The 25,919-nt window shown below is 62.3% G+C and carries 18 protein-coding genes, 1 tRNA gene and 1 pseudogene; 15 read left to right on the top strand and 5 right to left on the bottom strand.

Going from position 1 to position 25,919, the window contains the following annotated elements:
* Positions 1-1,418: 1,418 nt before the first annotated feature.
* Positions 1,419-1,616, top strand: a pseudogene (locus E5S69_RS07550) (hypothetical protein); the annotation flags it as partial.
* Positions 1,617-2,058: 442 nt separating this feature from the next.
* Here the strand turns inward: E5S69_RS07550 and E5S69_RS07545 are convergent.
* A complete protein-coding gene (locus E5S69_RS07545) occupies positions 2,059-2,625 on the bottom strand; it encodes a DUF6471 domain-containing protein (RefSeq protein WP_216621249.1) in 567 nt (188 codons plus the stop codon).
* Between the two features lie 218 nt (positions 2,626-2,843).
* Here E5S69_RS07545 and E5S69_RS07540 point away from each other — a divergent pair, with 218 nt between their 5' ends.
* From E5S69_RS07540 to E5S69_RS07520, 5 genes are all read left to right on the top strand, one after another.
* Positions 2,844-3,389: an HAD domain-containing protein gene (locus E5S69_RS07540; RefSeq protein WP_171514378.1), complete on the top strand. Its 546-nt coding sequence runs from the start codon at positions 2,844-2,846 to the stop codon at positions 3,387-3,389.
* Between the two features lie 1,257 nt (positions 3,390-4,646).
* Positions 4,647-5,984 carry a hypothetical protein gene (locus tag E5S69_RS07535; protein WP_171514377.1) on the top strand — a complete coding sequence of 446 codons (1,338 nt, stop codon included), beginning with the start codon at positions 4,647-4,649 and terminating at the stop codon, positions 5,982-5,984.
* A gap of 2,715 nt (positions 5,985-8,699) precedes the next feature.
* Positions 8,700-9,071, top strand: coding sequence for a hypothetical protein (locus E5S69_RS07530; RefSeq protein WP_171514376.1), 372 nt, complete (start codon positions 8,700-8,702; stop codon positions 9,069-9,071).
* On the top strand, positions 9,068-9,856 hold the full coding sequence (locus E5S69_RS07525; protein WP_171514375.1) for a hypothetical protein: 789 nt from the start codon (positions 9,068-9,070) through the stop codon (positions 9,854-9,856). Before E5S69_RS07530 ends, E5S69_RS07525 begins: the two co-directional genes overlap by 4 nt.
* Positions 9,828-12,188 carry a hypothetical protein gene (locus E5S69_RS07520; RefSeq protein WP_171514374.1) on the top strand — a complete coding sequence of 787 codons (2,361 nt, stop codon included), beginning with the start codon at positions 9,828-9,830 and terminating at the stop codon, positions 12,186-12,188. Before E5S69_RS07525 ends, E5S69_RS07520 begins: the two co-directional genes overlap by 29 nt.
* Before the next feature lie 430 nt (positions 12,189-12,618).
* On the opposite strand, the gene E5S69_RS07515 is transcribed toward E5S69_RS07520, so the two are convergent.
* On the bottom strand, positions 12,619-13,254 hold the full coding sequence (locus E5S69_RS07515; RefSeq protein ID WP_171514373.1) for a TetR/AcrR family transcriptional regulator: 636 nt from the start codon (positions 13,252-13,254) through the stop codon (positions 12,619-12,621).
* A 158-nt stretch (positions 13,255-13,412) separates the two neighbouring features.
* Between E5S69_RS07515 and E5S69_RS07510 the strand changes: the two genes are divergently transcribed.
* The 4 genes from E5S69_RS07510 to E5S69_RS07495 are packed head-to-tail and all read left to right on the top strand — an operon-like array spanning position 13,413 to position 17,512.
* The gene (locus tag E5S69_RS07510) at positions 13,413-14,468 is read left to right on the top strand and encodes a phosphotransferase family protein (RefSeq protein WP_171514372.1); all 1,056 of its coding nucleotides are present in this window, start codon (positions 13,413-13,415) and stop codon (positions 14,466-14,468) included.
* 2 nt (positions 14,469-14,470) lie between these two features.
* Positions 14,471-14,857, top strand: a complete 387-nt coding sequence (locus E5S69_RS07505; RefSeq protein ID WP_171514371.1) for a DUF6285 domain-containing protein — start codon at positions 14,471-14,473, stop codon at positions 14,855-14,857.
* Positions 14,854-16,146 (top strand): acyl-CoA dehydrogenase family protein, encoded by a 1,293-nt coding sequence (locus E5S69_RS07500; RefSeq protein WP_171514370.1) that lies wholly within the window; start codon positions 14,854-14,856, stop codon positions 16,144-16,146. The genes E5S69_RS07505 and E5S69_RS07500 overlap by 4 nt, the downstream gene beginning before the upstream one ends.
* Positions 16,147-16,201: 55 nt before the next feature.
* Complete coding sequence (locus E5S69_RS07495; protein WP_171514369.1) at positions 16,202-17,512, top strand: MFS transporter; 1,311 nt, start codon at positions 16,202-16,204, stop codon at positions 17,510-17,512.
* Positions 17,513-17,532: 20 nt separating this feature from the next.
* Here E5S69_RS07495 and E5S69_RS07490 read toward each other — a convergent pair whose 3' ends face one another.
* Entirely contained in the window at positions 17,533-18,480 is a 948-nt protein-coding gene (locus E5S69_RS07490; protein ID WP_171514368.1) for a LysR family transcriptional regulator, read from the bottom strand.
* Between the two features lie 103 nt (positions 18,481-18,583).
* On the opposite strand from E5S69_RS07490, the gene E5S69_RS07485 reads away from it, so the two are divergent.
* The 4 genes from E5S69_RS07485 to E5S69_RS07470 all read left to right on the top strand — a co-directional run bounded on the left by E5S69_RS07485 (position 18,584) and on the right by E5S69_RS07470 (position 21,283).
* Positions 18,584-19,576: a Bug family tripartite tricarboxylate transporter substrate binding protein gene (locus tag E5S69_RS07485; RefSeq protein ID WP_171514367.1), complete on the top strand. Its 993-nt coding sequence runs from the start codon at positions 18,584-18,586 to the stop codon at positions 19,574-19,576.
* 308 nt (positions 19,577-19,884) lie between these two features.
* Positions 19,885-20,361 carry a bacterioferritin gene (bfr, locus tag E5S69_RS07480; protein ID WP_171514366.1) on the top strand — a complete coding sequence of 159 codons (477 nt, stop codon included), beginning with the start codon at positions 19,885-19,887 and terminating at the stop codon, positions 20,359-20,361.
* A 95-nt stretch (positions 20,362-20,456) separates the two neighbouring features.
* Positions 20,457-20,531: transfer RNA gene (locus E5S69_RS07475), tRNA-Cys, on the top strand.
* 308 nt (positions 20,532-20,839) lie between these two features.
* Entirely contained in the window at positions 20,840-21,283 is a 444-nt protein-coding gene (locus E5S69_RS07470; protein ID WP_171514365.1) for a GNAT family N-acetyltransferase, read from the top strand.
* Between the two features lie 36 nt (positions 21,284-21,319).
* Here the strand turns inward: E5S69_RS07470 and dmeF are convergent, their stop codons facing one another.
* Positions 21,320-22,321 carry a CDF family Co(II)/Ni(II) efflux transporter DmeF gene (gene dmeF, locus E5S69_RS07465; protein ID WP_171514364.1) on the bottom strand — a complete coding sequence of 334 codons (1,002 nt, stop codon included), beginning with the start codon at positions 22,319-22,321 and terminating at the stop codon, positions 21,320-21,322.
* Positions 22,322-22,762: 441 nt separating this feature from the next.
* Positions 22,763-24,223: a PLP-dependent aminotransferase family protein gene (locus E5S69_RS07460; RefSeq protein ID WP_171514363.1), complete on the bottom strand. Its 1,461-nt coding sequence runs from the start codon at positions 24,221-24,223 to the stop codon at positions 22,763-22,765.
* Positions 24,224-24,553: 330 nt separating this feature from the next.
* Here E5S69_RS07460 and E5S69_RS07455 point away from each other — a divergent pair, with 330 nt between their 5' ends.
* The gene (locus E5S69_RS07455; protein ID WP_171514362.1) at positions 24,554-25,885 is read left to right on the top strand and encodes an aspartate aminotransferase family protein; all 1,332 of its coding nucleotides are present in this window, start codon (positions 24,554-24,556) and stop codon (positions 25,883-25,885) included.
* Positions 25,886-25,919: the final 34 nt, after the last annotated feature.

The raw sequence follows: 25,919 nt of genomic DNA, 5'->3' as shown, positions 1-25,919 counted from the left end.
TGCTTGAACGAAATGCCGCCCCGCGCGGCAGGGGCAACTCATGCCAATCTGGTCAGTCGCGACCGTCGACGAGCAGCCCGACATCACGCTCCGGCGCTGGAGAGTCTACGAGACAGAGCTGGGTGAACACCATTTCGTCGGCTACTGCGTAGAAAACGAGTCGGGTCGTGTCAGCTCAGCAATCGTGTCGTTCGATGCCAAATCCAGAGCAGGCATCACTCGGAGTGGGCGGCGATACGTTCTGTATGGCGAGCCGAGCTTTGACGGAGACGCACTTCATGTGTGGAGTTTCTGGGCCGCTAGCAATGGCGTTACTGAGACCAAGGATGTCAGCGGCGAGTACTGGGTGCAAGCGGACGAGGGTCCGTCTGGTACTCACCGCCGGCGTCGACGATGAGCGCCTCGGCGCTTCACGTTGAGCACCACACTCCCCTTTGACGCTTTGTCGAAGTTACTGAAGTCAGGAACGAATGCTATCGGCCTTCTCCCGACAAGATGTGGTCGGGAGTCGGACGAGGCGTCGTTGCAGGAGGCCCACATGCCTGCGTGGATTTCGAAGCCGGAGGATACGGCTGGCGACGCAGTTCTAAAGGAATGGCGCGTGCTGCAGACTTACAGCGGGTCGAGGCACTTTGTTGGCATATGCACTCGTACTGGTCCTTACCGCGTTAGCCCTCCTATTACCTCTTTCAATTGGGATACGCGAATGGGCGTGACCGCGCAGGGGATTCGTTATGTCCTAGCCGGCCCTCCAAGTCGTGAGAAAGGGGTATGGTGGCTCTTCTGGCTGGTCGCGACGTGGGATAACAAGGTCATGGGCACGAAGGACGTTACAGGCGAGTATCTGGAGATATAGCGCCGCACTATTGCAGCAGTGCGGTCCTCCTCCTGCAGCCATGGCTGCAGGACGTGAACGAGTGCGAACCAGGAGCTCCATCATGTCGAGGGTCATTGCATTGCGCTCGGCTCAAGTCAAGCAGACGTATGTCGAAGATTGGCGCGTGCTTGAGACTTACCGCGGCGAGCGTCATCTTGTCGGGAGATTCTCTAGCACGGGCAAGTACTGGGCAACTCCACCTATCGTTCGGTGGGATTTCGGTTCCCGCGTGGGCCTTACGGGTGATGGGTGCAAGTATCTGCTGGTTGGTGAGCCTGGCGCTCTGGCAGCTGCCGAGCACTTCATAGCGCGATGCGCGGTGTTTGATGCACGTCTACTGACAACAGAGGATGTCACTGCTGAGTTTCTTTCGCATGAGGGTACGTCCGGGCGGAGCGGAGTTGAGCTGGCGCGCTCAGTCGTCTCTGTGCTCAGTCCTCGAAATCCGTAGCCTTCGCGGTGAAGTCGTAGCCAGCCCAATGGATTGCGCTAAAGGGTGTACTGTGATTAACCGAACTCGGCTAGTACCCATCAAGGAGGCACAGAGATTGTTTTGACGAAGAATGGCGCACCTTACGTCGTCATCGTGGATGCCAGGGATTATTGCGCTCTCGATGCGGAGATTGGTCTGTTGGCGTTGCTGTTTGATGCGGGAGCGGGTATCGACGATGCGCTCGCTGGCAGGGTACTGTCGGAAAGAGAATTTCGTAAGGAATTCAAGAGTTGCCGTAAACAATGATGATGAGGCCCGACGCCGCTCTCGCACAATGTTGTACTAAGGTGGTGCTCATTACTGCTGGGCGGTTCGGCTTGGCGGGCCACTACGACGTTTCGCTAGTCGAGCTTGAGTCGATGCCAGAAGCGTTGTCGTTGTCAGACGCGCTCCTCCGAAGATTTCGCCGTAAGAAAAATCTCAATGTTTGAGGCAAGCTGCACCGGGCCAGAGAGCCCGTCGGGTTAGGGGAAGGCTTTGGCGCCTGTTGCCGTATGAAATATCACTTGCATTTCCGGTGGTGCGACGTAGAGTGAAGGTACGTAGTTTTACGTACCGGCAAGGCGTGATGAGCAGAACGAAATTTGCCTTGCATCTCGTGGTCGCTGACACCACATTGACAGGCTTTTCAGCCAAAGCCGCGTCGACATCTTTCCCTGCGCTGACGAAAAGCGATTCGCTGGAGGCTCTATGGGATTCGCTGCGTTCGCTTTGAATGGCCCGAACGTCGGGCCCGCTCGGCGACATCAATCCCAGTGTCAGCAGTTCCCGCTGCTTCAAGAATGTCGCATTGGTCTACAAATCTCGAGAGGTCGGCTATGGGAACAACGAGCGCGAGTTGCAGTAGCAGCGTGAACGGAAACTGGCCGCTGGAAAGTTGAGTTACCAGCCGGTCTGGGTTCAGTGAGATTCCGAACCGTTCGAGATGGCCGGACAGGTCCTGGATGTTTAGCCCTTGGCTATTGATTTCATGGAGAATGACATGGCTCGCAGCAACCTCCCATGCATCCTCGGAGTCAATGAAGTGCTTCCATTGTTGAGAGCACTCCCCGCCCACAGCCTTAAGAATGGCAAGAAAGTATGCAAAGGTGAATGTTCCCCGTTGGACTTTACTTTCGGCACCTCTGAAAGACTCAGAGATGCCCATTGCCGAGAGGCTGGCGGCGAGTTCCTGAAATGCGCATCCTTTGCGCGCAAGAAGCCCGCGCGCAGTCCGTGCCGCCAAACGTGTCCACGCGGTGTCGGTGTGGGCCAATGCGAGTCCCTTAGCTGAGAAGCTGGCTGCCGCATTGCAGCAGGGCAGTATCTATTGGCGGGTGGCCTTACACAGGCGGAGCTAAACCTGGTCGCGCGTGGAAGGCTCGAGCCGACAAAAAATTCGTCTCTGGAACAGGCATTTTAGACCCAAGTCCGTCGACTGTAGAGGGCCCCAAACGGACACGTTCCCAGAGTCTATGCTCCCTGGGGATAGCTATGGGGACTGCAGCAGCAACGCTTTACCTGGCATTCGACGGCGTGCTCCATCCAAACCTCGTTTCATTTAACGGACGGCGCTTGCCTCAGTTGCACGCTGGCGGTCATGCTTTTTTTGAGAACAGCGTGATTCTTGAGCAGGTCATCGAATCGTGTCCGCAAACGCAGGTGGTGCTGCACACCTTGTGGGTGCCTGCACTCGGATATCGGAGGGTGTTAGAGATGCTGCCACAGGAGGTACGGTTGCATGTCATCGGAGCGACATGGCGCGGTACTCGAGGCCTTCGTGCCAGACTGAGGCCAACCGGTGCGCGACGCTCCTGGCTAGACGAAGACCTTATTCGTCGTCGACCGCTGCAGCCGGTCTTGGTGGATTGCGACTACAGGCAGATTGCGCCGGCACTTACTGATTCATCTTGCATTGTGGATGGCTGGTATGGGCTCGCATCCGCCGGGGCCTGCGACAGGTTAATAGCGCTGCTAGTGGCCGACGATGTGGGAAGCCCGCTGCAGCGCTCGGTCTCTGTAGACCGAGTTACTGCCTAGGGTTGATGGGGGGGAATTGCTTGGGAGGCATGAGGTGGGCGAGCATCCGTGCGAATCACAACGTAGGGACGCGACAAAGCCCCATGCCCATTGCGGCGCGGAAAAGGAGCGTGCTAGAATTTTGCTCGTTTTGAAAAAATACGAGCCGAACAACGTGGAATTTAGATTTTAGCGCAATTTTAGAGGATGCGCCTTCCTAAATTCCAAGCGTCACAGTTTAGAGCCGTATTACACAGATTGAAGCCAGACACCCACGTGCCATGGCCGATGCAATGAAGGGGTAAGACCGGAGTACAAGGAAGAGAGATATTCACTGACTTTGTCAGTGAACAGCCGTACAGCAATGTGCTGTAGGAAGGGGCGGGCGGAGCAAAGGATTAGGGCCCTTTACACCGCCCAGAGTGCGAACAGAAGACACGCACCCACGAATCGCAAGTGTCTTTTGTCCGCCCCCAATTTGTCAACCCAAATGGAGGGAGGGCGGCATTCGCACGCCTAACTCCAGGCAAAAAGGACACAGAATGTGGTCTAATGACAACATCGCGGTGACGCAAGGCTGCCGCGTAGAACTTCGATTACTCGAAGTAGCCTACGCCGATTGGCCGTCGGTTGCCCGCCTCATGTCATGCCTCAAAGATTCTGGCATTCGGCACGTTGTGGTTTATCTCGGGTCCGCCGCAAACTGCGTCCAGAGCACCGCATACCCACACCTTTCCTCGGTAATGGAGACAGAGGGACCGCCAGGGTCCAACCTAGAACTGGCGTCGGCCCTGGTCGCTGCCAACACAGCTTGCAATTCGAAGGCCACTTCGGCGAAGGTGCTGTTCCGTGTGCCTAAAGCGGCTAAAGCGACTAGGGCTGCAATTAAGCGTGCGGTGCTTGCGCACGAAGCGCAGCTACTTCGGCTGAGGCCCGACCAAAAGTCGATAGAAGAAAGGCTCATGAGCCGGCGCAGGTTGCACAGAGAACCGCCCACTTCCAGCGCCCCGGTATTCGAATCTATTTCTCGCGACCCCGACACGAAGACTAACGAGGCGCAGACCGTAGTGGGGCGCAGGCGGAAAAGGCAGAGCATTCGCTCCAAATAGCTTGCTTGCAAGGGGCCGTAGTCCTTTGGTCTTTGCGCGTTCAGTCATGGCTCGCAAAGCTATTCAGCATCTACAGCAACATCGCTCGAGGGATGGTGTGTCATCACGTCCCTCCTGGTGACCTATTCCGACCGCCTTTTCGGTGGTCGGAGCAAAAAACGTTTGCAATATGTCAACTGACAGCGCGCTTGCCTCGGTCGGGCAAGCATTGAAGCCGCTCGTTCACACGGTGGCATCAAGGCTTGAAAATCCCGCACTGCTTGATACCCCGAGAGTGCCAACTCTTGCCGTTGCTAGGCGGGAAATGGCCTGCTTGCCGTATCTGAGCGCATCTACAGTGGTGTCACCAAGAACTGATTCGGCTGACATTGACGAAAGCGCTCGGCTCTTCGTGCCCACTACACCGCAGGCGAGAATACTGATTGAGGTCGTGACGCAAGTCAGGAGCTCCTATGCTTACCGCAATCTGAACGATGCAGCCTATCGCGCTTACACGTATACGGCGCTGGAGTTCTTGCATCAGTCTTACGATAGACACGGCCATCGAATTCCCGCCAGAGCGGGGAAAGCTCCAAACGCCAAGCCTCGAGGAATTCTCGTGTGCGCGCCTGCTCGTACTGGTCGAGGGCGGATAGCAGATGCAGTTCAAAGCTACATTGGCAGCGGCTACCACACCATCAGGGTCGACACCGAAAACGGATTCGCCGAGTTCCTGCGACTGAGAACACTTCGAGTCAGCTGGCCAACGAATGGAAAGCTAAGGACCTTTGCGAAACAGTTTGTCGGTGCATTCGACTCCGTAGTTCGCTCCGAGTATTCTCATCGAACGAGGGGTCCGCTGTTCCGCGAGGAAGACATCGTCCCGGCACTATGCGCGTTGGCAACGGGCGTCAATCTCGGATTGCTTATCGTGGAACGCATCAATACACGTGATGCCACCTCTCGATACGCCCCGGATACCTGGGATGCGCTTGGAATTTTTACTCGAACGACAGGAATTCCCGTGTTGTGCCTGTTGACGCCGGGTGCTGCGACTGGTCTGGCTGAACAATCCGGCTCCATTGGTGACCTGTGCCCGAATGGAGTTCACCGAATCACTCCGTATGGCCGGGACACTAACGAATGGAAAGCGATTGCCAAGGCAATATATATGCAATGCCTCCCGTTCGCGAATGGCGGCGTGATGCCTGACTGGTTCCCTGCGGCGCTGTGGAACGCGTCACTGGGACACCCAGGCGTAGCCGTGCCGGCTGCAAAGGCAACTGAGGCAGCTCTCAAGCTTAAAGATGAGAAAGCCTTTGGGGAAGAGGAGTTTGCAGTGCTGGCCGCAGAGGCGACCCTAATCCATGAGCCACATCTACGAGCGGTTCGCCAGGCACACGGTGGCGGCACGTTTACCAATGCTAGCCTGCGCCGCCATGGTGACTGGATTCCGCTAGAGGTGATGATGAAGACCGCTCTTGGCCTTGATGCGGCTGTTGCCGCCAAAACTCTAAGCGCATCCTGAAGAAGTCAGCGTCAAAATGCTACCAATTTTCTATCCAGCTGCAGATGACGAAACGGCGTTTAGTTTATTGTGCGCAGCAGCTGTATCCACGGGAGACCGGGAGATATGTCGAACGGTCGCCATGGCATTCCGTCGCTGTTATCCCCTCATCTATACGTTGCCTTGCCGCGTACGTCGATTCTGCGAACTGACTCGTGGACTCTATGGGGGGGAACTCGAGGTTCTTCATCACCACGCGCTCTTCGCGTACGAGCTTGCTGGGATGCCAGATTTTCTTCGAGGCCGTCTTCAAACGCAGCTAATAAGCGAGCTCAGGTTCAGGACATGTGCTCCACGACTGCCAGTGTTGCTCGAGTCCGGTCATCGCTACGGAATGCGCTGCCCAGAGTGCCAAGCCGCATCAGTAGTCGCTGTTGGACGGGGGGTGTCGCTCTGTCATGAGTGCCTTCCCTACGTCAGTCGCTGCCCTCACCATCATGCTCCGCTACGCCTTTCAGACCCGTGCTCCACTTTCGAGGCTCTATGCCAGCAGGAAGCCTCAGCCGCGTCAAGGTCGAATAGCGAGAGGTTTGCGGTTAGGTCATTTGCAACGAGCCGGGCTTCGGAGAGTGGACGGCTTCGCGGCGTGGTTAGTCATTTGCTTGTTGAGAAAGGGTATGTGAGCCCCGACGGTCGCCTTTCTGTGAATGAGCTATGCCAAGACTTTGCGAAAAATTTCTCGGCAGGATTCGAAGATTGCCGTCTCACTGCGATTGCTCGCGAGTCAGACCTGGCATTACGTATCTATCGCTCCTTACATCGGGAAGATAGAGGAGTTCATCCCGTTCTCCTTACGCTCATGTTGTGGTGTTTGGACGAAAGCCAAGGCTGCAAGACAAGCCGTACATCAGCAAGCCGGCGTGCCATCAGCAAGCCTGCTTCCAGCGTACCCCATGAGTTGTCGAGCAGGAAGCGAGCAGAGTGGCTGAAAGAGCGTGCGACCCATCCTGACGAGTCAAGAAGCGACGCGCGGAATAGAAAATCTGCATTGTGGTTCTGGCTCCGCCGCAACGATAGGGCCTGGCTCATCCTCAACCAGGCACCGCGTATGCGACCTGCTGGAGGTAGAAGACAGCGAGACATTCCAAGCTGGATGACCAAAGTCCTTAAGGGCGACTGCGCGGCGCCACTGTCGGGTACAAACCTTCCGCCGCCCCTTTGCTCAGCATACCAAGCGAGACTGCACTATGGGCTTAACGAGGGCGCGTTCCGACTGGCGCTGAAAAATCTTTCGAAGGTCGGTTGGTACGACAAAGATTCATGTTCGAAACGTCGTCTGGTTTCTCATCGCGTCGAGTGGGCGATGAGCGAGCTAAATCGATGGCGCCAGCCGGTACGGCCCGACACGATTGCGAGAGCCGCGAGGTTGCGTGTGGAGACCGTTCTCGTCTTCCTCTACGGTTCGGCCCCCGAAGCTAGGGGAGCCGGAGGGGTAAAAATAAATAGATGAAGACGGATGGTTGTTGTGTTGAAAATGGTTTGTTAGGTCGATTAATGACCAGGCAAATTATTCCCGGTGAAATTTTGGCTGGATACATTGCAGGGCATCGAAGATTCAGCCTGACATCGCTACATAACCAGTTGTCGAGCTCGATGAATACGTACCACCACGGTCGAATACCATGGTTGCTACCTAGTCGGATTCGGGAGATGGCAGAGTTGCTCGGAGATGCTGTTGGAACACCGGACGAAGTACTGAGTAGGAACACCATCGCACCCGCACTTAACCGATTTCTCACTGATGGCGATGTATCCCTTGTGAATGCGCATCATTTGTCGTCACCGGTGCAGGGTATTGCGTCATTGGTCGGTCTCGCTGGGGTGTCAGTTTCGGGACCCTCTTGGCAACCAGGAATTTGCACCGGATGCTTGAATGAGGATATCGCCGCGGACGGGCAAGCCTTTTGGCGCCGGGATTTCATCTTAGCCGATGTTTCCTACTGCTGGAGGCATGCGGAACCTCTCAAAATTCATTGCGGAGTTTGCCAGAATGGCTTCCGCACATCCGCTGGCATCTGTCGACCGCGCTATCGTTGCATTTGCGGGGCCCAGCTTGTTCTACGCTCGTCGAACCTAGACCTCGCGGAGGCAGAGGCCGAAATTGACTTTGCAAGGGCGTGGTCGCAACTACTCGACGAATCAGCTATTCCAGGCATGAACCGTTCAGCCATGGTTAGGTTGATTCAGACCAAGCTCGCTACTCTAGGCTTGGCCGAGACGGGCCGTTTGAATCGGTCCGGACTGAATGAATTGATTGCTGAGAGCCCGTTTCGTAGCAAGATGGCTCGCACGGGGTTTCCCGGAAACAAGGGGTTAGTCGTCTCAAGAATCATGAAGGATGGTGTGCTGCCTCGACGGCCAGTGCACGCAATTCTTCTGATGCAGGCCCTATACGGTAGTTGGAGTCAAGTCGTCGCTGCGCTTCATTCCGAGCGTGACAACTCGACAGATGTCAGGCCGGGCGCAGCAACGGCGAAAAGTCGGACATCAGCGGCATCTCGTGCACGTTACAAGGAAAACGCGAGGAAAAGGGCTGAGGAGAACGCTTACCAGTATGCAAAGCAGTATCGGGAGCTTAGGGAGACGCATCCTACGGAGACACATAGCTCCCTACTTCTGCGAATGCCACGCCACGCAGGGGAAATCCTTACACGTAGTCGACTTAAGGCGATGGGCGTGGAGCCAGCGAAGGCAAGGAGCGGGCCTGAATACTACGTGTCGCTAGACTCTTCTCTTGCCGAGCAGGTTGAGAAGACAGCCGCCGCACTCCGCAAAGCAGGCTTCGAGGGTCGCCTGTCGCGGACACGTCTCTTTGGTCGGCACAAGATGGTGTCCGTTTTCGCGGGTATCGAGCACCTGCTTCCACAGACAAAGCTTGTTTTGGCTGTATATGAGGAGAGTCCAAGTGCCTACAAGAGGCGACGGCTCAAGGGTTTCGTCGTCAAGGGGCTGGTGCCTTCGATTTCCCCAAACGAAGTTGCATCGGTCGACGTGCTTGAGGACAGGCGCGTTCATTCTCTCCTCAAGGCTGCAAGGAAACGACAGTGAGGATTATTGAAGACACTCGGGCTCCGTTCGTTACCCCGCCGGGCTTGTGGCTTCCGGGGCGCGACATCGTTGGACAGCCTCATGGTGAAGGCTTCGAGGCAGCAAAGAAGGCAAGGACTCCGCGCCGGAGCACGCGAGTTACGTTCAGAGGACTGAAATTCAAGCGGCGTTATGAAACGCTGGCTTTCACGGAGTTTCGGCCATTGCTAGCGTTGGCGTTCAACCCCTACGTCGTCGACATCCGGGAGCAGTTCCCCATCTATGAACAGGAAGCCTATAACAGAGCCGTGCGAGCCGGAAGGCGCATGTTCGAGGCTGACAAGATGTCTATAGACATAGTCGTGACGTTGGTCCTCCCGCCCGACTACCGCATCCACTATCACGGCATTTCAGTAAAGTTGGCCGGTGCGGACCTCAGTGAAAAGGATGAGGCGAGACACCAGCGAGAAGAGGAGGCTCTGGGGAAACTAGGATGGACATGGGAGTTTATGCCCAGTAACGCATACAGCGCCCTTGAGTTCTCCAACTATTTGGTCATGTATCGGACCATACGTGACCAGGATGTCTTTGCACAGTACGAGGAGGCGGATGCCTTTGCAGAGTATGTAAAAAAACGTTCGACAAATGGCACGCTCGGTTCTGTTATGCGGCGGATTGCGAAACAGCTGGCTGTGCCGGAAGACCGCGCCCATGAGCTTTTTTCGATTGCAGCCAGCTTTGGAATGTTGAGAGTAGACCATACGAAGCCATTCAGAGATGACGAAGCGCTTCATGTATTGCGGTGAGGTGGTAAAAGTGAATAGTTCGCATTTTGTCTTGGCGGATTCCAAGACGGTCGTTTTGCCTGCAAAGGCAACTTCTGCTCAGTTGGACTGGTTGGCGGAAGTACATGCAAGTCCTTGGCCATTCAACCTATCTCGATTCGACGTCTTTACAACTGGAGATAGCAAGAAGCAGCTGCTGAGACGAGCCGTCGCATGGAATCCATGCGCCAGGAGGCTCTATGCACAGCCCGTAGTTGTAGGAAAAGCGCCGGAAGGGGCGCGCAAGCCTGACGAGCTCATTGTGGCACCGGACCTGCAGAGTGGCTTATCAATTGCGGTAGTCCCTGACATGGTTCGTCCGCAGTTCATGAACCCCGACCAAGGAGATATTCCGCCTTCGGCCTCGCACGGCTTGGCCTTTCGCAATATGGTCGTATCGGCGGTGCTGATGTTGGACCGGACTGGCGACGGAAATCCAGATGATTTCATCTTTAATGACGAAATCATCTTTGATGCCAAGGCGTGCGGTCAAGCTGTGCGAAGAGTCATAGAGGCAATTGGTCGAGCGGCTAGCTACCGGCCGTACATGTTGGAGCTGCTTACCAAGTACCTCCATTACGGTGGAGGCGACTGCGCGCTCGCAAGGCTGACTTCATTTCAAGGGGGGAAGGGAGCAAGTCGCACCGGATTAAACGGTAGAAAACCGGGCCGGTTGTCCAAGATGGAGTTGCTCGAAAAAAACAGAGCACATTTCTCGGGAGAAAAGAATTTCAAGCGCCAGCGTCCCGTGCGTAAGTCAGACCTGCTTAAGTTCGAGTCTGCGCTTCGTACCTATTGGGCGATTGGCAGACTAAATTATAGGACTACTTATAGATATCTTGTTGCGGATAGTTATAAGAGGTGGGCAAAGCGCTTGATTCCAACAATAAGAATGTTCTTATATCACGCGCCACGAATAATAGAGGAGAAGAATCTAAAGGCGATAAGGCTTGGACACAAACTATCCGCTCAACATAACGACGCAAGGACGGGCCAGGCTAGTCAGCTAACCTATGGCGTCATTGAGATTGTCGACATCGACGGCTGGGTGCCAAAAGTCGGTATTGCTGTCCAGATTAATGGGAAGATTGAGCGGACCACGATAAAAGTCATCATCGCAGTATCGAGGCTTACAGGCGCTATCCTCGGCTACGAGTTCGCGTTGAAGGCGGAGAATTCGGACTCGTTTCGGCGATGCATCGCGTCTATCTATCTTTCGAAACAGGAGCGAGCCACTGCACTAGGTCTTGGCCAGATGAAGGGCCTGCTTGTAGGCTCGATTGACGGCGTCTTCGTAGACAACGGCGCCGGCGCGTCTGAAGAGGTTGTGAGTGTCGCTGTCGATGAGATGGGGCTTATCCGTATACTCGCTCCGCCTGGCCGGGGTGACACAAAGGGTGTCATCGAGGGGCTCAATTCGCTGCTCATCCGGATGATGGCAGAGGAGCGTATTGGTGCGACCCGGGACAGGGACGTGCTAGCAAGAGAAATTCGTCAGCTGATGCGCCAGGCGCCGCCTTTGTCGCTCGACGATTTCGAACGGTTCATGCTTAAGGCGTTCAACCACTACAACCTCTACACGAATAAGAGGCGGCTGCGCACGCGCACTATGCGAAGTGCCGGCGTAGACATCCATCCGGCAGCATTGCACAAGTACACCCAAGAGCAGCGGCATGGCGACGCGGCGAGGAGGTACACCCCCTCGGAAGTGAACGACAGGTTTATTCCTTGGATAAGCAAAGCTTGCCGAAAGGGGGTTGTCTACATCAATGATGTGCGATTCTCTTCAACGGCAATGGCGGATTACTTTAATGAGCGAGCCAAGCGGCCTGGCAAAGTTACGAACCCCCGTGTATGGGTGAAGCGGCTAACCGGCTTCGACCAAGTCCTGTTGTGGCGCAAAGACGATGGCACAACGGAAGCGCTTGAGATGGTCGCAGAGGACCGCCTCAGCTTTGGCACGGTATCCTGGAAGCAAATTGAACTGGACCTCCTTGACGATGACCACCGAGGCGGGAAACTGAAGGACAAAGGTCGACGCAACCGAGGGCAGGTGTCGGTAAAGACGCATGAACAAATTACCGCTGCAGAACGTGGCAGGGGTAATCCATTGGCTGGTATGAGCGGAGCCACGGTGGTAGCAGCTAAAGATACAGCAGCACTCAAGCGGGCGCAGGAGCGGGGTGCTGCGGAAACGAGCGCATACGACGTCCAATTTCCGCAGGTTGCAGTTGAGCGAGTGTCGGATACGCCACCGCTGCAGCGGCCGGCGGGCTCAGACGAGGAGTACCTTGCAGAGTTGGGACTCTTGTAAGCAGAACAACTCGGCCGGGAAGTCGCCACGTGCGGGAGAGAGGTGCAAGAAGGCCGTCATCTGACGGCCTTCTGCATCTGTTCATCTGGGCGGAGGTGCAAGAGCTTTCATTTCCGGTACCGAACTCCCCTGACTCGACCCGCGCGTCAGTCGTGCGGGTAGTCAATGGGGGTAGTATCCGGAACTATTTGTACTTTTACAGGTTCTCACTTCGGTTACCCTTTCCAAGGAGTGACGCTAGATGCCGCCGAAAGCGGGGCTCAGGAAAGTGGCTATAACTTATTGAAATAAAAGCGATTTTTAGCTCAGTATCCGAATCTGTTTGTGCGGTCGTATCCGGTTCTATTTGTTGCTCACAGCTGCTACGCAGGCACCAATGCAAAGAGGCCCCACGGGGCCTCTTTGCATTGGTGCCTGAACGCGCGGGTCGCTATGCCACCGTCAGCAGGAAGGCCCGCGCCATTTCCATATCGAGCCGCCGCTCCGACAGCGCAAAGGTGCTCTCGCGGTTGATCAGCGCATACAGCAGCGTGCCGGCCAGCGCCTGGTGCGCGAAGCGGATACGCAATTCCAGTTGCGGTGAAGGGCCGGCCGGGTGCAGCCGTGCCAGGCGTGTAGCCAGGTCGAGCATGTACTGGCGATTGAGCTGGCGGACCGGGTCCTCGCCGGTGGTGGCGCGCGCCACCAGCGAGGCGCGCAGCACCCCTTCATTGCGATAAGCCCAGATCCGGCTGCCGCGGGCCAGCGTATGCACCGCGTCTTCCAGCGTGGTGGGGGCGTGGTCGAGCTGGGCCAGGCGCGCCGCCATGGCCCGGCGCAGCGTGGCCAGCGCGAGCGCCTGCAGCGCCTTGAAATAGCTGTCCTTGCCGTCGAAGCGGCTGTAGAAGGCGCCGGTGGTGACGCCGGCGTGGGCGCAGATTTCGTGGATCGAGACCTGCTCCAGCGTGCGCTCGCGCAGCAGCCGCCGGCCCGCCGCAAGCAGCGCATGGGTGGTGCGCAGGCCGCGCGAATAGCGCGGCGCGGCATAGCCCGCGTGGCCTTCCAGCGCGATCAGTTTTTCTTTCATGACGACCCCGATTCCTGGCGGAAGCGCTTCCGCGTGCCCCTGTTTGTCCGTGTTTTTACCGATGTCATGAACTGTATCAGGCCACCATACTCGGCCAAAACATAATTCAGATTATCAATTAAGCGGTGCCGTGGCCATGCGGGACTGCCCGGAGACCGATGCATACACCCCTGTCCCCCGAAGCGGAATCCGGCTTGCTGGCCGGCCTTCGCCGCGTCGTTTCCCGCGAGTTTCCGGGTGCCGATGCGGAGGCGGGCATCAGCGGGCTACGCCGCCTGTCCGGCGGCGCCAGCCAGGAAACCTGGCGGTTCACGCTGGCCGGGCCGCAAGGGCCGGAGCCGTTGATCCTGCGGCGGGATCCGGGCGCGGGGGCGCGGCCCGCGGCGGGCGTCGCGGTGGTGCAGGCGGGCATGGCGGCCGAGGCGGCACTGTTGCGGCTGGTCGGCGCGGCTGGCGTGCCGGTGCCGGTGGTGCGGGCGGTGCTGGCGCCGCAGGACGGCATCGGCGCGGGCTTTGTCATGGACTACATCGAAGGCGAGACCCTGGGCGCGCGCATCGTGCGCGAGCCGCGGCTGGCGCGGGCGCGCGAACAGCTGGCCTACCAGTGTGGCCAGGCGCTGGCCGCGATCCATGGTATCGACCGCGCCACGCTGCCGCCGCTGCGCGAGAGCAACGCCGCGGCGGAGGTGGAGGGCTACCTGCGGCGCTATCGGGCGACTGGCGCGCAGCGACCGGTGTTCGAGCTGGCGTTCCGATGGCTGCAGCGCCATGCGCCGGCAACGGAGCGCACCACGCTGGTCCATGGCGACTTCCGCAACGGCAACCTGATGGTCGACGAAGCCGGCCTGCGCGCGGTGCTCGACTGGGAGCTGGCCCATGTGGGCGACCCCATGACCGACCTGGGCTGGCTGTGCGTGAATTCCTGGCGCTTTGGCCGCACCAGGCTGCCGGTGGGTGGCTTTGGCACGCGCGCGCAGCTGTTTGCCGGCTATGGCGACGCAGGCGGCATGGTCGATGCTGAGCGCGTGCGCTTCTGGGAGATCTTTGGCGTGCTGAAGTGGGGCGTGGCCTGCCAGACCATGTCGCGCCCGCCGGAGGGCGGCGGACCGCGCAGCGTGGAGCGGGCCGCCATCGGCCGGCGCAGTTCGGAAACCGAGATCGACTTGCTCAACCTGCTGCTGCCGCGCGATGCAGCCCCGGCCTACGGAAGCTGACCATGCAAGACACTCCCCATGCCGCGGAACTGATCGACGCAGTGACCGCCTTCCTGCGCGACACGGCAATCCCCAGCCTGAGCGGCCGCCCGGCCTTCGACGCGCGCGTGGCCGCCAATGTGCTCGACATCGTCGCGCGCGAACTGCGCCTGGCCCCCGCGGCGCACGCCGCCGAGCATGAACGCCTGCGTGCCCTGCTGGGCAGCGACGGCACGCAGGCCGAACAGAACCAGCGCCTGTGCGAGGGCATCGCCAGCGGCCGCATCGATGCCGCCACGCCGGGGCTTGCCGCTCACCTGTGGGCGGTCACGCTGGCCAAGCTCGCCGTCGACCAGCCTGGGTACAGCAGCTATCGCCAGATTGTCGATCCTGTGGAGACGCTTCCATGAATTTCCAGTTGCCGGCCGAGCTGACGGCCTACCTGGCCGAGCTCGATGCTTTTATCGAGGCCGAGATCGCGCCGCTGCAGGCCGAGCACGACAACCAGCGCTTCTTCGACCACCGCCGCGAATGGGCCCGCACCGACTTCGACAACCAGGGCCTGCCGCGTCCGGAATGGGAGGCGCTGCTGGCCGAGGCGCGCCGCCGTGCCGACCGCGCCGGCCACCTGCGCTTCGCGCTGCCCGCGCAGTACGGCGGCCGCGACGGCGGCAACCTGTGGATGGCCGTGATCCGCGAACACCTGGCGGCCAAGGGCCTGGGTTTGCACAATGACCTGCAGAACGAGCATTCGATCGTCGGCAACAAGCCGTTCGTACTGGTGCTGCGCGATTTCGGCAACGATGCGCAACGCGCCACGCTGATCCCGGGCATGCTGGACGAGACCATCAAGCTGAGCTTCGGCCTGACCGAGCCGGAGCACGGCTCGGACGCCACGCACATGGCCACGCGCGCGCGCCCCGAGCAACGCGGCGGCCGCGGCGGCTGGCGCATCGACGGCGAGAAGATGTGGACCACTGGCCTGCACACCGCCACGCACGTGGTGGTGTTTGCGCGCACCAGCGGCGAGGATGGCGATGCCCGCGGCATCACCGCGTTCCTGGTGCCGGCGCACAGCGAAGGCGTACGCGTGGAAGAGTACCTGTGGACCTTCAACATGCCGACCGACCACCCGCGCGTGAGCTTCAGCGGGGTCTGGGTGCCGGACGAGGCCGTGCTGGGGCAGCCGGGCGCGGGCCTCGCCATCGCCCAGCACTTCGTGCACGAGAACCGCATCCGCCAGGCCGCGGCCAGCCTCGGCGCGGCCGACTACTGCATCCGCGAGAGCGTGAAGTATGCGCGCCAGCGCAAGCCCTTCGGCCAGGAGCTGGCGCGCAACCAGGGCATCCAGTTCCCGCTGGTCGAACTGGCCACGCGCGCCGAGATGCTGCGCGCCTTTATCCGCCAGACCGCGTGGCAGATGGACCAGATGCCGAAGCGCGAGGTCGAGAAGCGCCTGTCGGACAAGGTCTCGATGTGCAACTACAGCGCCAACCGCCTGTGCTGCGAGGCCGCCGACACGGCGATGCAGGTGCACGGCGGGCTGGGCTATTCGCGACACAAGCCGTTCGAGCATATCTACCGCCACCATCGCCGCTACCGCATCACCGAGGGCTCGGACGAGATCCAGATGCGCAAGGTCGGCGCCTACCTGTTCGGCTATATCGGCCACGACCGCGCCGGGCCGGCGCCCCACTGACGGCGAACCCCTGGTGCCCGCCGCGGCGGGCATCCCATCCTTCCGGGAGACACGCATGACTTCAACCTACCAGCCGCGCCGCGCGTGGCTGACCGCAGTGCTGTTGTTCTTCTTCCTGGTGGTCAACGCCATGGACAAGATGGTGGTGGGCCTGCTGGCCGCGCCGATGATGGCGGAACTGGGACTCACGCCGGCACAGTTCGGCCTGGTCGGCAGCAGCTTCTTCTGGCTGTTCGCGGTGTCCGGCGTGCTGGGCGGCTTCCTCGCCAACCGCACGCCGACCTCGCGGCTGCTGGTGCTGATGGCGCTGGCATGGTCGCTATGCCAGATTCCGATCGCGCTGTCGTCCAGCCTGGCGGTGCTGATCGTGTCGCGCGTGCTGCTGGGCTTCATGGAAGGGCCGGCCGCGCCGGTGGCGATCCACGCCTGCTACAAGTGGTTTCCCAACAACCGGCGCAACCTGCCGGTGGCGGTGCTGACACAGGGCGCGGGCATCGGCATCGTGCTGGCCGGGCTGCTGATTCCGGCCGTGGCCTCGCACTGGGGCTGGCGCACCAACTTCTACCTGCTGGCGGTGCTGGGCGTGGTGTGGGCGGTGGCGTGGCTTGCGCTCGGGCGCGAGGGCACGCTCGACGAACGCACCGACGCGCACGTCGCCACGGGCACCAGCGCGCCGCAGCGGCTGCCATATCGCGTCCTGCTGAGCGATCCCACCGTGCTCGGCTGCTTTGCCTTGCGGCTGGCGGCGTACTGGGGCCTGGCGCTATGCCTGACCTGGATTCCGGCGTATCTGCAAAGCGGGCTGGGTTTCGACCATGCCGTCAGCGGCAAGCTGTTCGCGCTGATCGTCGGCACCAACCTGCCGCTGACGATCGCCATCGCGTGGTGCTCGGAACGCCTGCTCGCGCGCGGGGTGTCGTCGCGGGTGGCGCGCGGCCGGGTATCGGCCGGCATGCTGCTACTGGCGGGCGGCTTCTTCCTGTTGCTGCTGTGGCCAGACACCACGCCGGCCATGCGCGTGGGGTTGCTGGTGCTGGCGTGCGTGTGCGCGCCGGCGATCTATTCGCTCGGCCCGGCGATGCTGGCCGAGGTGGTGCCCGCGGGGCAGCGCGGCGCGGTGCTGGCGATCGATGCTTCGGTGTCGTCGGTCGCCGGCGTGCTGGCGCCGCTGGTGACGGGCGTGCTGGTGCAGAACATGCCCGGCGCGCGCGGCTTTGAACTGGGGCTGGCGCTGTGTGGCGCGATCATGGTGGTGGCAGCGCTGGCCGGGCTGCGCATGGTCAACCCCGAGCGCTCGCGCCAGCGTCTGGCGGCGCGGCTGCCATCGGGCGTCCAGGCCGGACGGCCCGCGGTCGCCGCGGGGTGAACCGCGGGATTGGGCCTGGCTTACGGAGGCGGCCCGGCATCGGCAATGACCTGCGCCACCGCTTCATGCACCAGCGCGGCGAACACGCGCATGGCCGGCGACGGGGTGCGCCCGGCCAGCGTCACGATCCCGTATTGCGCCTTCAGCGCGGTGGGCGGGTGCATCGGCAAAGCGACGGCCAGATGCCGCGCGCAGGCGTCGGCCATCATGGCGGCCGGCACCAGCGCCACGGCATCGACGGCCAGCAGCAGTGCGCGCAGCGCATGCATGTCGTTGCAGGTGACCGTCATCAGCCCGGGCTCGTCCTCGGGCAGCGGACCGCTGCCACCGCTGGCCTCGTGCAAGGCCTGGCGGAAGAAGCGCACGATATGGGGTGGCAGCCGGGTCCCGGCCACGGGATAGGCGCGCAGGTCGGCCAGGGTGACTTTGCGCTGCCGTGTCAGCGGATGGCCGCTGCGCACAAAGAATGCCGTTTCCAGTGCCGGCAGCCGGTCGATCTGCAAGTGGCCCAGTTCCGCCAGGCTGCGGCTTTCGCCGACAAAGATGTCGAGTTGTTCGGCTTCGAGCGAACGCCGCATGGCGGTGGTGTCGGCGGTCTCCAGGTCGATGCGCAGCCGCGGATAGCGGCGCACCAGCGCCTCCAGCACCGGGTCCAGCAGGAACGATGCCGCGAACGGCCCGAAGCCGGCGCGGATCGTGCCGATTTCCACATCTTCCAGCAATTGCAGGTCGCGCCGCAGCTCGCGCTGTTCGCGCAGCATGCGGCGTGCGCGCGCCAGCGCCAGCATGCCGGCGGCGGTCGGTCGCACCTTGCCATAGCTGCGGTCGATCAGCGTGCCCAGTTCGGACTCCAGCGCCTGGATGCTGCGGGTCAACGCCGGCTGCGACAGGTGCAGCGCGGCCGCGGCGCGAGCGAAGCTGCCTTGCTCGACCAGCGTGACGAAGTGATGCAGCTGCCTTAAGCCCATAAATTAACTCTTTGTGCATCAAGAACTGAAAAATATTGCATTGGACGTAAGTTCTCAAGCCCACTAAGGTTGGCCTCCAAAACAAAATCGATCTGGAGACAACATGAACCGACGCGCTTTGCTGACAATGGCCGCTGGCGGCGTGGTGGCCGGGTTTTCGCTCGGCGTGCCCCTGCCCGCCGCGGCGCAGGCCTATCCCGCCAAGCCGATCCGCATCGTCGTGCCTTATGTGGCCGGCGGCGGCACCGACACCATTGCGCGCGCCATGGGCGAAAAGCTCGGCAAGCGGCTGGGCCAGCCGGTGGTGGTCGACAACAAGGCCGGCGCCTCCGGCATCATCGGCACCGATGCCGTGGCCAAGGCCGCCCCCGATGGCTACACGCTGCTGATGACGCTGACGCAGTCGGTGCTGACCAACCAGTTCCTGTTCCAGAAGCTGCCCTACGACCCGCGCAAGGACCTGACCATGATCAGCGTGCTGGCCGACGCGCAGCTGGTGCTGGTGACCCATCCGTCGGTGCCGGCGCGCACGGTGCGCGAACTGGGCGAATACGCGCGCGGGCGGCCGGGCAAGCTGAGCTATGCCTCGTGGGGCGTGGGTTCGCTGTCGCACCTGAGCGGCGCCTACTACAGCAAGCTGGTGCACGGCCAGGCCACGCACGTGCCCTACAAGGGCGAGGCGCCGATGCTGCAGGACCTGCTCGGCGGGCAGGTGCAGTTCGGCTTCGCCAGCATCCTGACCGCGAAGCCCTATATCCAGAGCGGCAAGCTCAAGGCGCTGGCGGTCACCGGCACGCAGCGCAGCAGCGCGTTGCCCGAGATGCCCACCTTCGCCGAGGCCGGCATGCCGGACAGCGCCTTCAAGACCGTCGGCTGGATCGGGCTGATGGCGCCGGTAGGCGTGCCGGCACCGATCCTGGCCAGGCTGGAAGGCGAGGTGCGCGCCATCCTGCAGACCCCCGAGATGCAGGAGCGCATGGTCGCGCTGGGACTGCGCACCGTGGGCAGTTCACCGGCCGAGGCGCAGGCGCTTTACGCCCGTGACTGGCCGGTGCTGAAGACGCTGGTGGCGGATTCGGGCGCGAAGCTGGACTGACCTGCATCGAGCGAGAGACCCGTGGCGGGCGCGGCGGCCGATGCCGCGCGCCCGCCTTTGCATTGGCGCGATGTCGTGCCGGGCGCTTTTGAAAGCCGAATAAAAACCATTGGCATTCGCATCCGCAAGCAGATGCGAAAGTGCGTATCCATGCGGCACAAGCAACGCCGCGCGGGGGCCCGGATGGCTTTGATGTCCGCTTGCGCGGGACTACCATGAAAGCCACGGCGGACGATTCGCCGTGGCGTTGCTGTGGTCGTGCAATCGCGACATCGTGTGTCCCTGCCAAAGGGGCATTGGGGGCTGCCATGAAGAGCGACAAGAAGGTGATCCAATTGCTGAATACGCAGCTGCGGCATGAGCTGACCGCGATCAACCAGTATTTCCTGCATGCCCGCATGTACCGGCACTGGGGGCTGCGCGCGCTGGGCAAGCATGAGTACGAGGAATCGATCGAGGAAATGAAGCACGCCGACAAGCTGATCGAACGGATCCTGCTGCTCGACGGCTTGCCCAACCTGCAGGACCTCGACAAGCTGCTGGTCGGCGAGAACACCGAAGAGATGCTCGGCTGCGACCTGAAGCTGGAGCAGGTGTCGCAGGCCAGCTGCAAGGACGCAATCAAGTATTTCGAATCGGTCGGCGATTATGTCTCGCGCCAGTTGGTGGTCGATATCCTCGAAGACACCGAAGAACATATCGACTGGCTCGAGGCGCAGCTGGAGCTGGTGCGCAAGGTCGGATTGCAGAATTACATCCAGTCGGCCATGGGCGGCGCGGACTGACGCGGCGCCGTTCCGGCGCCGCCTCCTGCAAAGATTTCCATTTCCCGCTACACTGCGGCCCGCAGCACGTTGCGTCGTTCAGGCGCTGCGTCAGCGGCGGGGTGGCAGAGTGGTTATGCAACGGCCTGCAAAGCCGTGTACGACGGTTCGATTCCGGATCCCCGCCTCCATCATTTTCCTGCTTGGCCCGGCCGGCCCGGCACGCCAGCGCATCCGCGCCATTTCCCTTGTTTTCACGCCCCTGTCATCGGCCAGCGCCATGACAGCGGCAGGCTGTGCCGTGCACGCCCTGACCGGTATGCGCAGCGATTCCGGACACCCATTTTTCCCCAATGGATCGACAACACCGAATCGGGTAATGTTGCCCGACAGGCCTGTCGGCCTGCATGCAACCCGTGCCGCCAGATGGCGGCACCGCCATGTCCGGGCTTCCATGGCGTTTCCCGTCGCGAGGCAGTTTGAGAATGAGAGGCTCCAGATGATGAAAGACCTGCGGATCCGGGCGGCCATGCCGTCGGACGCACCAGCCGTGGGAGACGTGCTGGAACGATGCGGGTTGCCGGTGGACGGCGTGCCGCGCTTGCTCGAGCATTTCCACGTTGCCATCCTTGGCACGCAGATTATTGGCTGCGCCGCCGGCGAGCGCTGCGGCGAGACCGTGGTGATCCGGTCCGTGGCCGTGCTGCCCGAGCACCGCGACCAGGGCGTGGCCACCCACGTGGTGCGTGCCGCGCTGATGCGCGCCCGCGCCAACGGCGCGCGGCGCGCGGTGCTGCTGGCCTCCAGCTGCCCCAGCTATTTCGCGCGCTACGGCTTTACGCTGGTGCCGGCCTCGAAGCTGCCGCCCGAGGTCATGTCATCGAGCGAATTCCACCGCGCCGCGGACACGCCACCGCTGTGCATGTGGTGCGAGCTGGCCTGAGTCCCTGCAAGCCAACGGCGAGCCCCTGTGCTCGCCTCAGTGAGGGGCGTCGCAGCGGCTGATCTCCACCGTTACGTGCACCAGTTCCTCATGCACCGACAGCGCCTCGCGCACGTGCTGCGGCGTCAGCGCGGCATCGTGCGTGACCAGGCAGACGATGCAGGCAAAGTGCTGCCGGCCCACGCGCCACACATGCAGGTCCGACACGCGGGTGCTTTCGTCGCCGTGGTCCAGGCCCGCCAGCACCTCGCGCACTTCTTCCACCACCGGGTGGTCCATCTCCCGGTCCAGCAGCACCGTACCGCTCTGGCGCAGCAGGCCGATGGCCCAGCGCCCGACCAACGCCGCGCCCACCAGGCCCATCACCGGGTCCAGCCAGGCCCAGCCGAGCCACCAGCCGCCGGCCAGCGCGACAATCGCCAGCACCGAAGTCGCGGCGTCGGCCAGCACGTGCACATAGGCCGCGCGCAGGTTGATGTCGTGATGGGCGCCATGGCCATGATGATGGTGGCCATGCCCATGATCATGGCCGTGATGGTGGCCGTGGTCGTGTCCGTGGTCGTGTCCGTGATCGTGGCCATGCGCATGGCCGCCCAGGATCAGCGCGCAGCCGAGGTTGACCAGCAGCCCCAGGGCGGTCACGGCCATGGCTTCGCGATAGTGGATGGCCTGCGGCGTGAACAGCCGCTCGACCGAGCCCGCCGCCATCAGCGCGGCAATGCCGAGCAGGAATACCGCGCTGGCAAAGCCGGCCAGCACTTCGATCTTCCAGGTGCCGAAGGCAAAGCGCCAGTCGCCGGCGTAGCGCCTGGCGGCGGCATAGGCAAAGGCGGACAGGCCAATAGCCAGCGCGTGCGAACTCATGTGCCAGCCATCGGCCAGCAGCGCCATCGAGTTGAACCAGAGCCCGGCGGCAATTTCCGCCACCATGGTGATGGCGGTGATCACCATGACCAGGCGGGTGCCGCGCTCGGCGGCGCGGTTGCCCGCGTCGAAGGCGTGGCTGTGGGTCCAGGCGGACAAGTCTTGGGTATGCATGGGGAAACGAGCGTTGCGCTGTGAGATCTTGAGAAATCGTCCGGCACAGGGCCGGGCAGGACCAAGGGTAGCAGAGACCTGGGGCGCGCCGGCGGCATCCCCGATGGCGACAGGGGTGCATCCGAGCGACGGGCTGGCATCGCTACATGTGACTGATATGCGACAAAATGCCCGCGATAGTCGTAAGGAATCTTGTCTTCCACTTACATACATTCATGAACGGATGTATGATTCGGCGAAAAATTCATGCCCCCGTCATAACTTTGTTGACCATACCGAGATGAGCTATCGCTTTATTGCCACCTGTCTTGCCGCCTGGGTCGGCGTTTGCGCCACCGCGGGGTGGCTGGTCGAACGTCTCTGGAGCTGAGCGCCCCCCAGCCGCGTTCTGATCCCGCGGACTGACCCTGCTCCCGTCATCGGCAGTCCGCATCCATCCCCTCAAGCCGCCTGCTGCGCCTGCGCCAGGCTGTCAAAGAACTGCCATAACTGCGGCGCATCGCCGGTCGCCACGTTGAAGCGGATCCACGGCGAGTCGGTCTCGTCCGGCTCGAAATACGATCCGGGCGCCAGCCAGATGCCGTGCTCCAGTGCCAGCGTAGCAAGGCGGTTGCCGAGCAGCGGACCGCCGCGCCGGCTGGCCAGCCACTGCGCCTGCATCGATTCGTTCAGGCGCGCCCAGGCGAACATCCCGCCTTCCGGGCGCAGCAGCACCTCCAGCCCATGGGCTTCCATCTTTTCCGTCACGCGGTCCTGCTGCGCGCGCAGCCGTTCGGACAACGCCGCCACATGGCGGCCGTAGTGGCCGCTGGTCAGCACGGAATACACCAGCCGCTCCGTCACTTCCGATGAGGTCAGTCCGACCGCCATCTTGGTGCGCGCGAACGCCTTGGCCAGGTCCGGACTGGCTGCCAGGTAGCCGACCCGCAGCGACGGCGTGATGGTCTTGGAAAAACCATTGATATAGACCACCTGCGACAACCCATCCATGGCCGCCAGCATCGGCGAGCCGGCCGGCGCGAGTTCGCGGTAGATATCGTCCTCGACCACCAGCAGCCGGTGCTGCTCGGCCAGTTGCAGCACGCGGAAGGCGTTCATGCTGGTCAGGCTGGCACCGGTCGGGTTCTGCAGCACGGTGTTGATGAACAGCGCGCGCGGGGCGTGGGCGCGCAGCGCGTCCTCGAGCGCATCGGTGTCCAGCCCCGCCGCCGTGCGCGGCACGCCCACCACGCGCAACCCGGCTAGCCGCAGGATCTGCAGCAGGTTGCAATAGCAGGGCGCTTCCACCAGCACCGTATCGCCGGCGCGCAGCAGCGTGCGCACCACCAGGTCCAGCGCCTGCGTCGCGCCCTGGGTCAGCACCACCTGCTGCGCCTGCAGCGGAATGCCGTACTGGCCCAGGCCGGCGGCAATGTGCTCGCGCAGCGGCGCAAAGCCATACGGATGGCCGTAGCCCGACAGCTGCGCCGCCGGCACGCGGGCCGAGGCGCGCATGGCCTGGTGCAAGCCTTCCTCGTTGAGCCAGTCGCCCGGCAGCCAGCCCGCGCCGGCCTTGATCGGTACCGAATGGTCGGCAAACACGTCCGACAGCAGCCAGGCCGCATTCAGTCCCGGCGCTTCCCATTGCGGCGCGCGCGCGTGCCCGGCAGGGGCGTGGCGGTGTGCCACGGTGTAGCCGGCGCCAGGCCGCGCGGCAAGGTAGCCGAGCGCGGTCAGCCGCCCGTAGGCCTCGGCCACGGTGAAGGTGCTGACATGGTGGTGCTGCGCAAAGCGCCGCACCGACGGCAGCGCCGCGCCGGCACGTAGCGCGCGCTGCTCCACCAGCGCGGCGATGCCGGCGACGATCTGCTCAGTCAGGGTATCGCCGTCGCGGCGGCTGCGGGTGAGGTTCAGGGTCAGCATCAGGCGCTCGATGGGGCGTGGACCTGTACAGTTTAGCGGGTGCCCGGCGCGGTCGCGGCCGCTGCGGTGCCGGTCCCGCGAAATTTGCCGCACTGCAGCGTGGGATGCCGAACCGCGTCGCCGAGCGGCCCCCGCCAGCATCGACTGGGGGCGGTCGGGCAGCGCCGCTTGCCTGTACGATTTGGCGTGATCAAACTGTACGGTAAGGCGTGGTTGTCCGGACTGTATATTTTGTCGGCCAGTCGCCGCCGGTAGAGTGGCCCTCATCGCTGCCGCTGCCCTGCCAGCGCGCCCCCGCCAACCGACCCGATTTCCCCTCAAGGAGGACGTATGGACGCCGCCAAGACCGTGATTCCCGATCTCGATGCCCTGTGGATGCCCTTCACCGCCAACCGCCAGTACAAGGCGGCGCCGCGCCTGCTGGCGTCGGCCAGCGGCATGTACTACACCACCCACGACGGCCGCCAGATCCTGGACGGCTGCGCCGGGCTGTGGTGCGTGGCGGCCGGCCACTGCCGCAAGGAGATCGCCGAAGCGGTGGCACGCCAGGCGGCCACGCTGGATTACGCGCCGCCGTTCCAGATGGGCCATCCGCTGTCGTTCGAGGCCGCCACCAAGGTGGCGGCGATCATGCCGCAGGGGCTGGACCGCATCTTCTTCACCAACTCCGGCTCGGAGTCGGTCGACACCGCGCTGAAGATCGCGCTGGCCTACCACCGCGCGCGCGGCGAAGGCCAGCGCACACGCTTTATCGGCCGCGAGCGCGGCTACCACGGCGTCGGCTTCGGCGGCATGGCGGTGGGCGGCATCGGCCCCAACCGCAAGGCATTCTCGGCCAACCTGATGCCCGGCACCGATCATCTGCCGGCCACGCTGAACATCGCCGAAGCGGCCTTTTCCAAGGGCCAGCCGCAATGGGGCGCCCACCTTGCCGACGAACTCGAACGCATCCTGGCGCTGCACGATCCGGCCAATGTCGCCGCGGTGATCGTCGAGCCGCTGGCGGGCTCCGCCGGCGTGCTGGTGCCGCCGGTCGGCTATCTGGAAAAGCTGCGCGAGATCACCAGCAAGCACGGCATCCTGCTGATCTTCGATGAAGTCATCACCGCCTTCGGTCGTCTGGGCGCCGCCACCGCGGCCGAGCGCTTCAACGTGACGCCGGACCTGATCACCATGGCCAAGGCGATCAACAACGCCGCGGTGCCGATGGGCGCCGTCGCCGTGCGTCGCGAGGTGCACGACGCGGTGGTCAATGCGGCCGCGCCGGGGACGATCGAACTGCTGCATGGCTACACCTATTCGGGCCACCCGCTGGCTGCGGCGGCCACCATTGCCACGCTGGACCTGTACCAGCGCGAAAACCTGTTCGGCCGCGCTGCCGAACTGGCGCCGGTATTCGAGGCCGCGGTGCACGGCGTGCGCGGCGCCCCGCATGTAAAGGACATCCGCAACTACGGGCTGGTGGCGGGCATCGAGCTGGAGTCGCGTCCGGGCCAGCCGGGCGCGCGCGCCTACGAGGCCTTCCTCAAGTGCCTGGAGCTGGGCGTGCTGGTGCGCTACACCGGCGACATCCTGGCGTTCTCGCCGCCGCTGATCATTTCCGAAGCGCAGATCGGCGAACTTTTCGATACCGTGAAGAAGGCGCTGCAGGCCATCCAGTAAGCGGCGCGCGCCGCATCGCTTTGTTGCCGGGCCC

This window comes from Cupriavidus necator (assembly GCF_013141915.1).
GTDB classification, from domain to species: Bacteria; Pseudomonadota; Gammaproteobacteria; order Burkholderiales; family Burkholderiaceae; genus Cupriavidus; species Cupriavidus necator_B.
The sequence above is the reverse complement of the archived record's forward strand: the minus strand, read 5'-3'. Positions and strand labels throughout refer to the sequence as shown.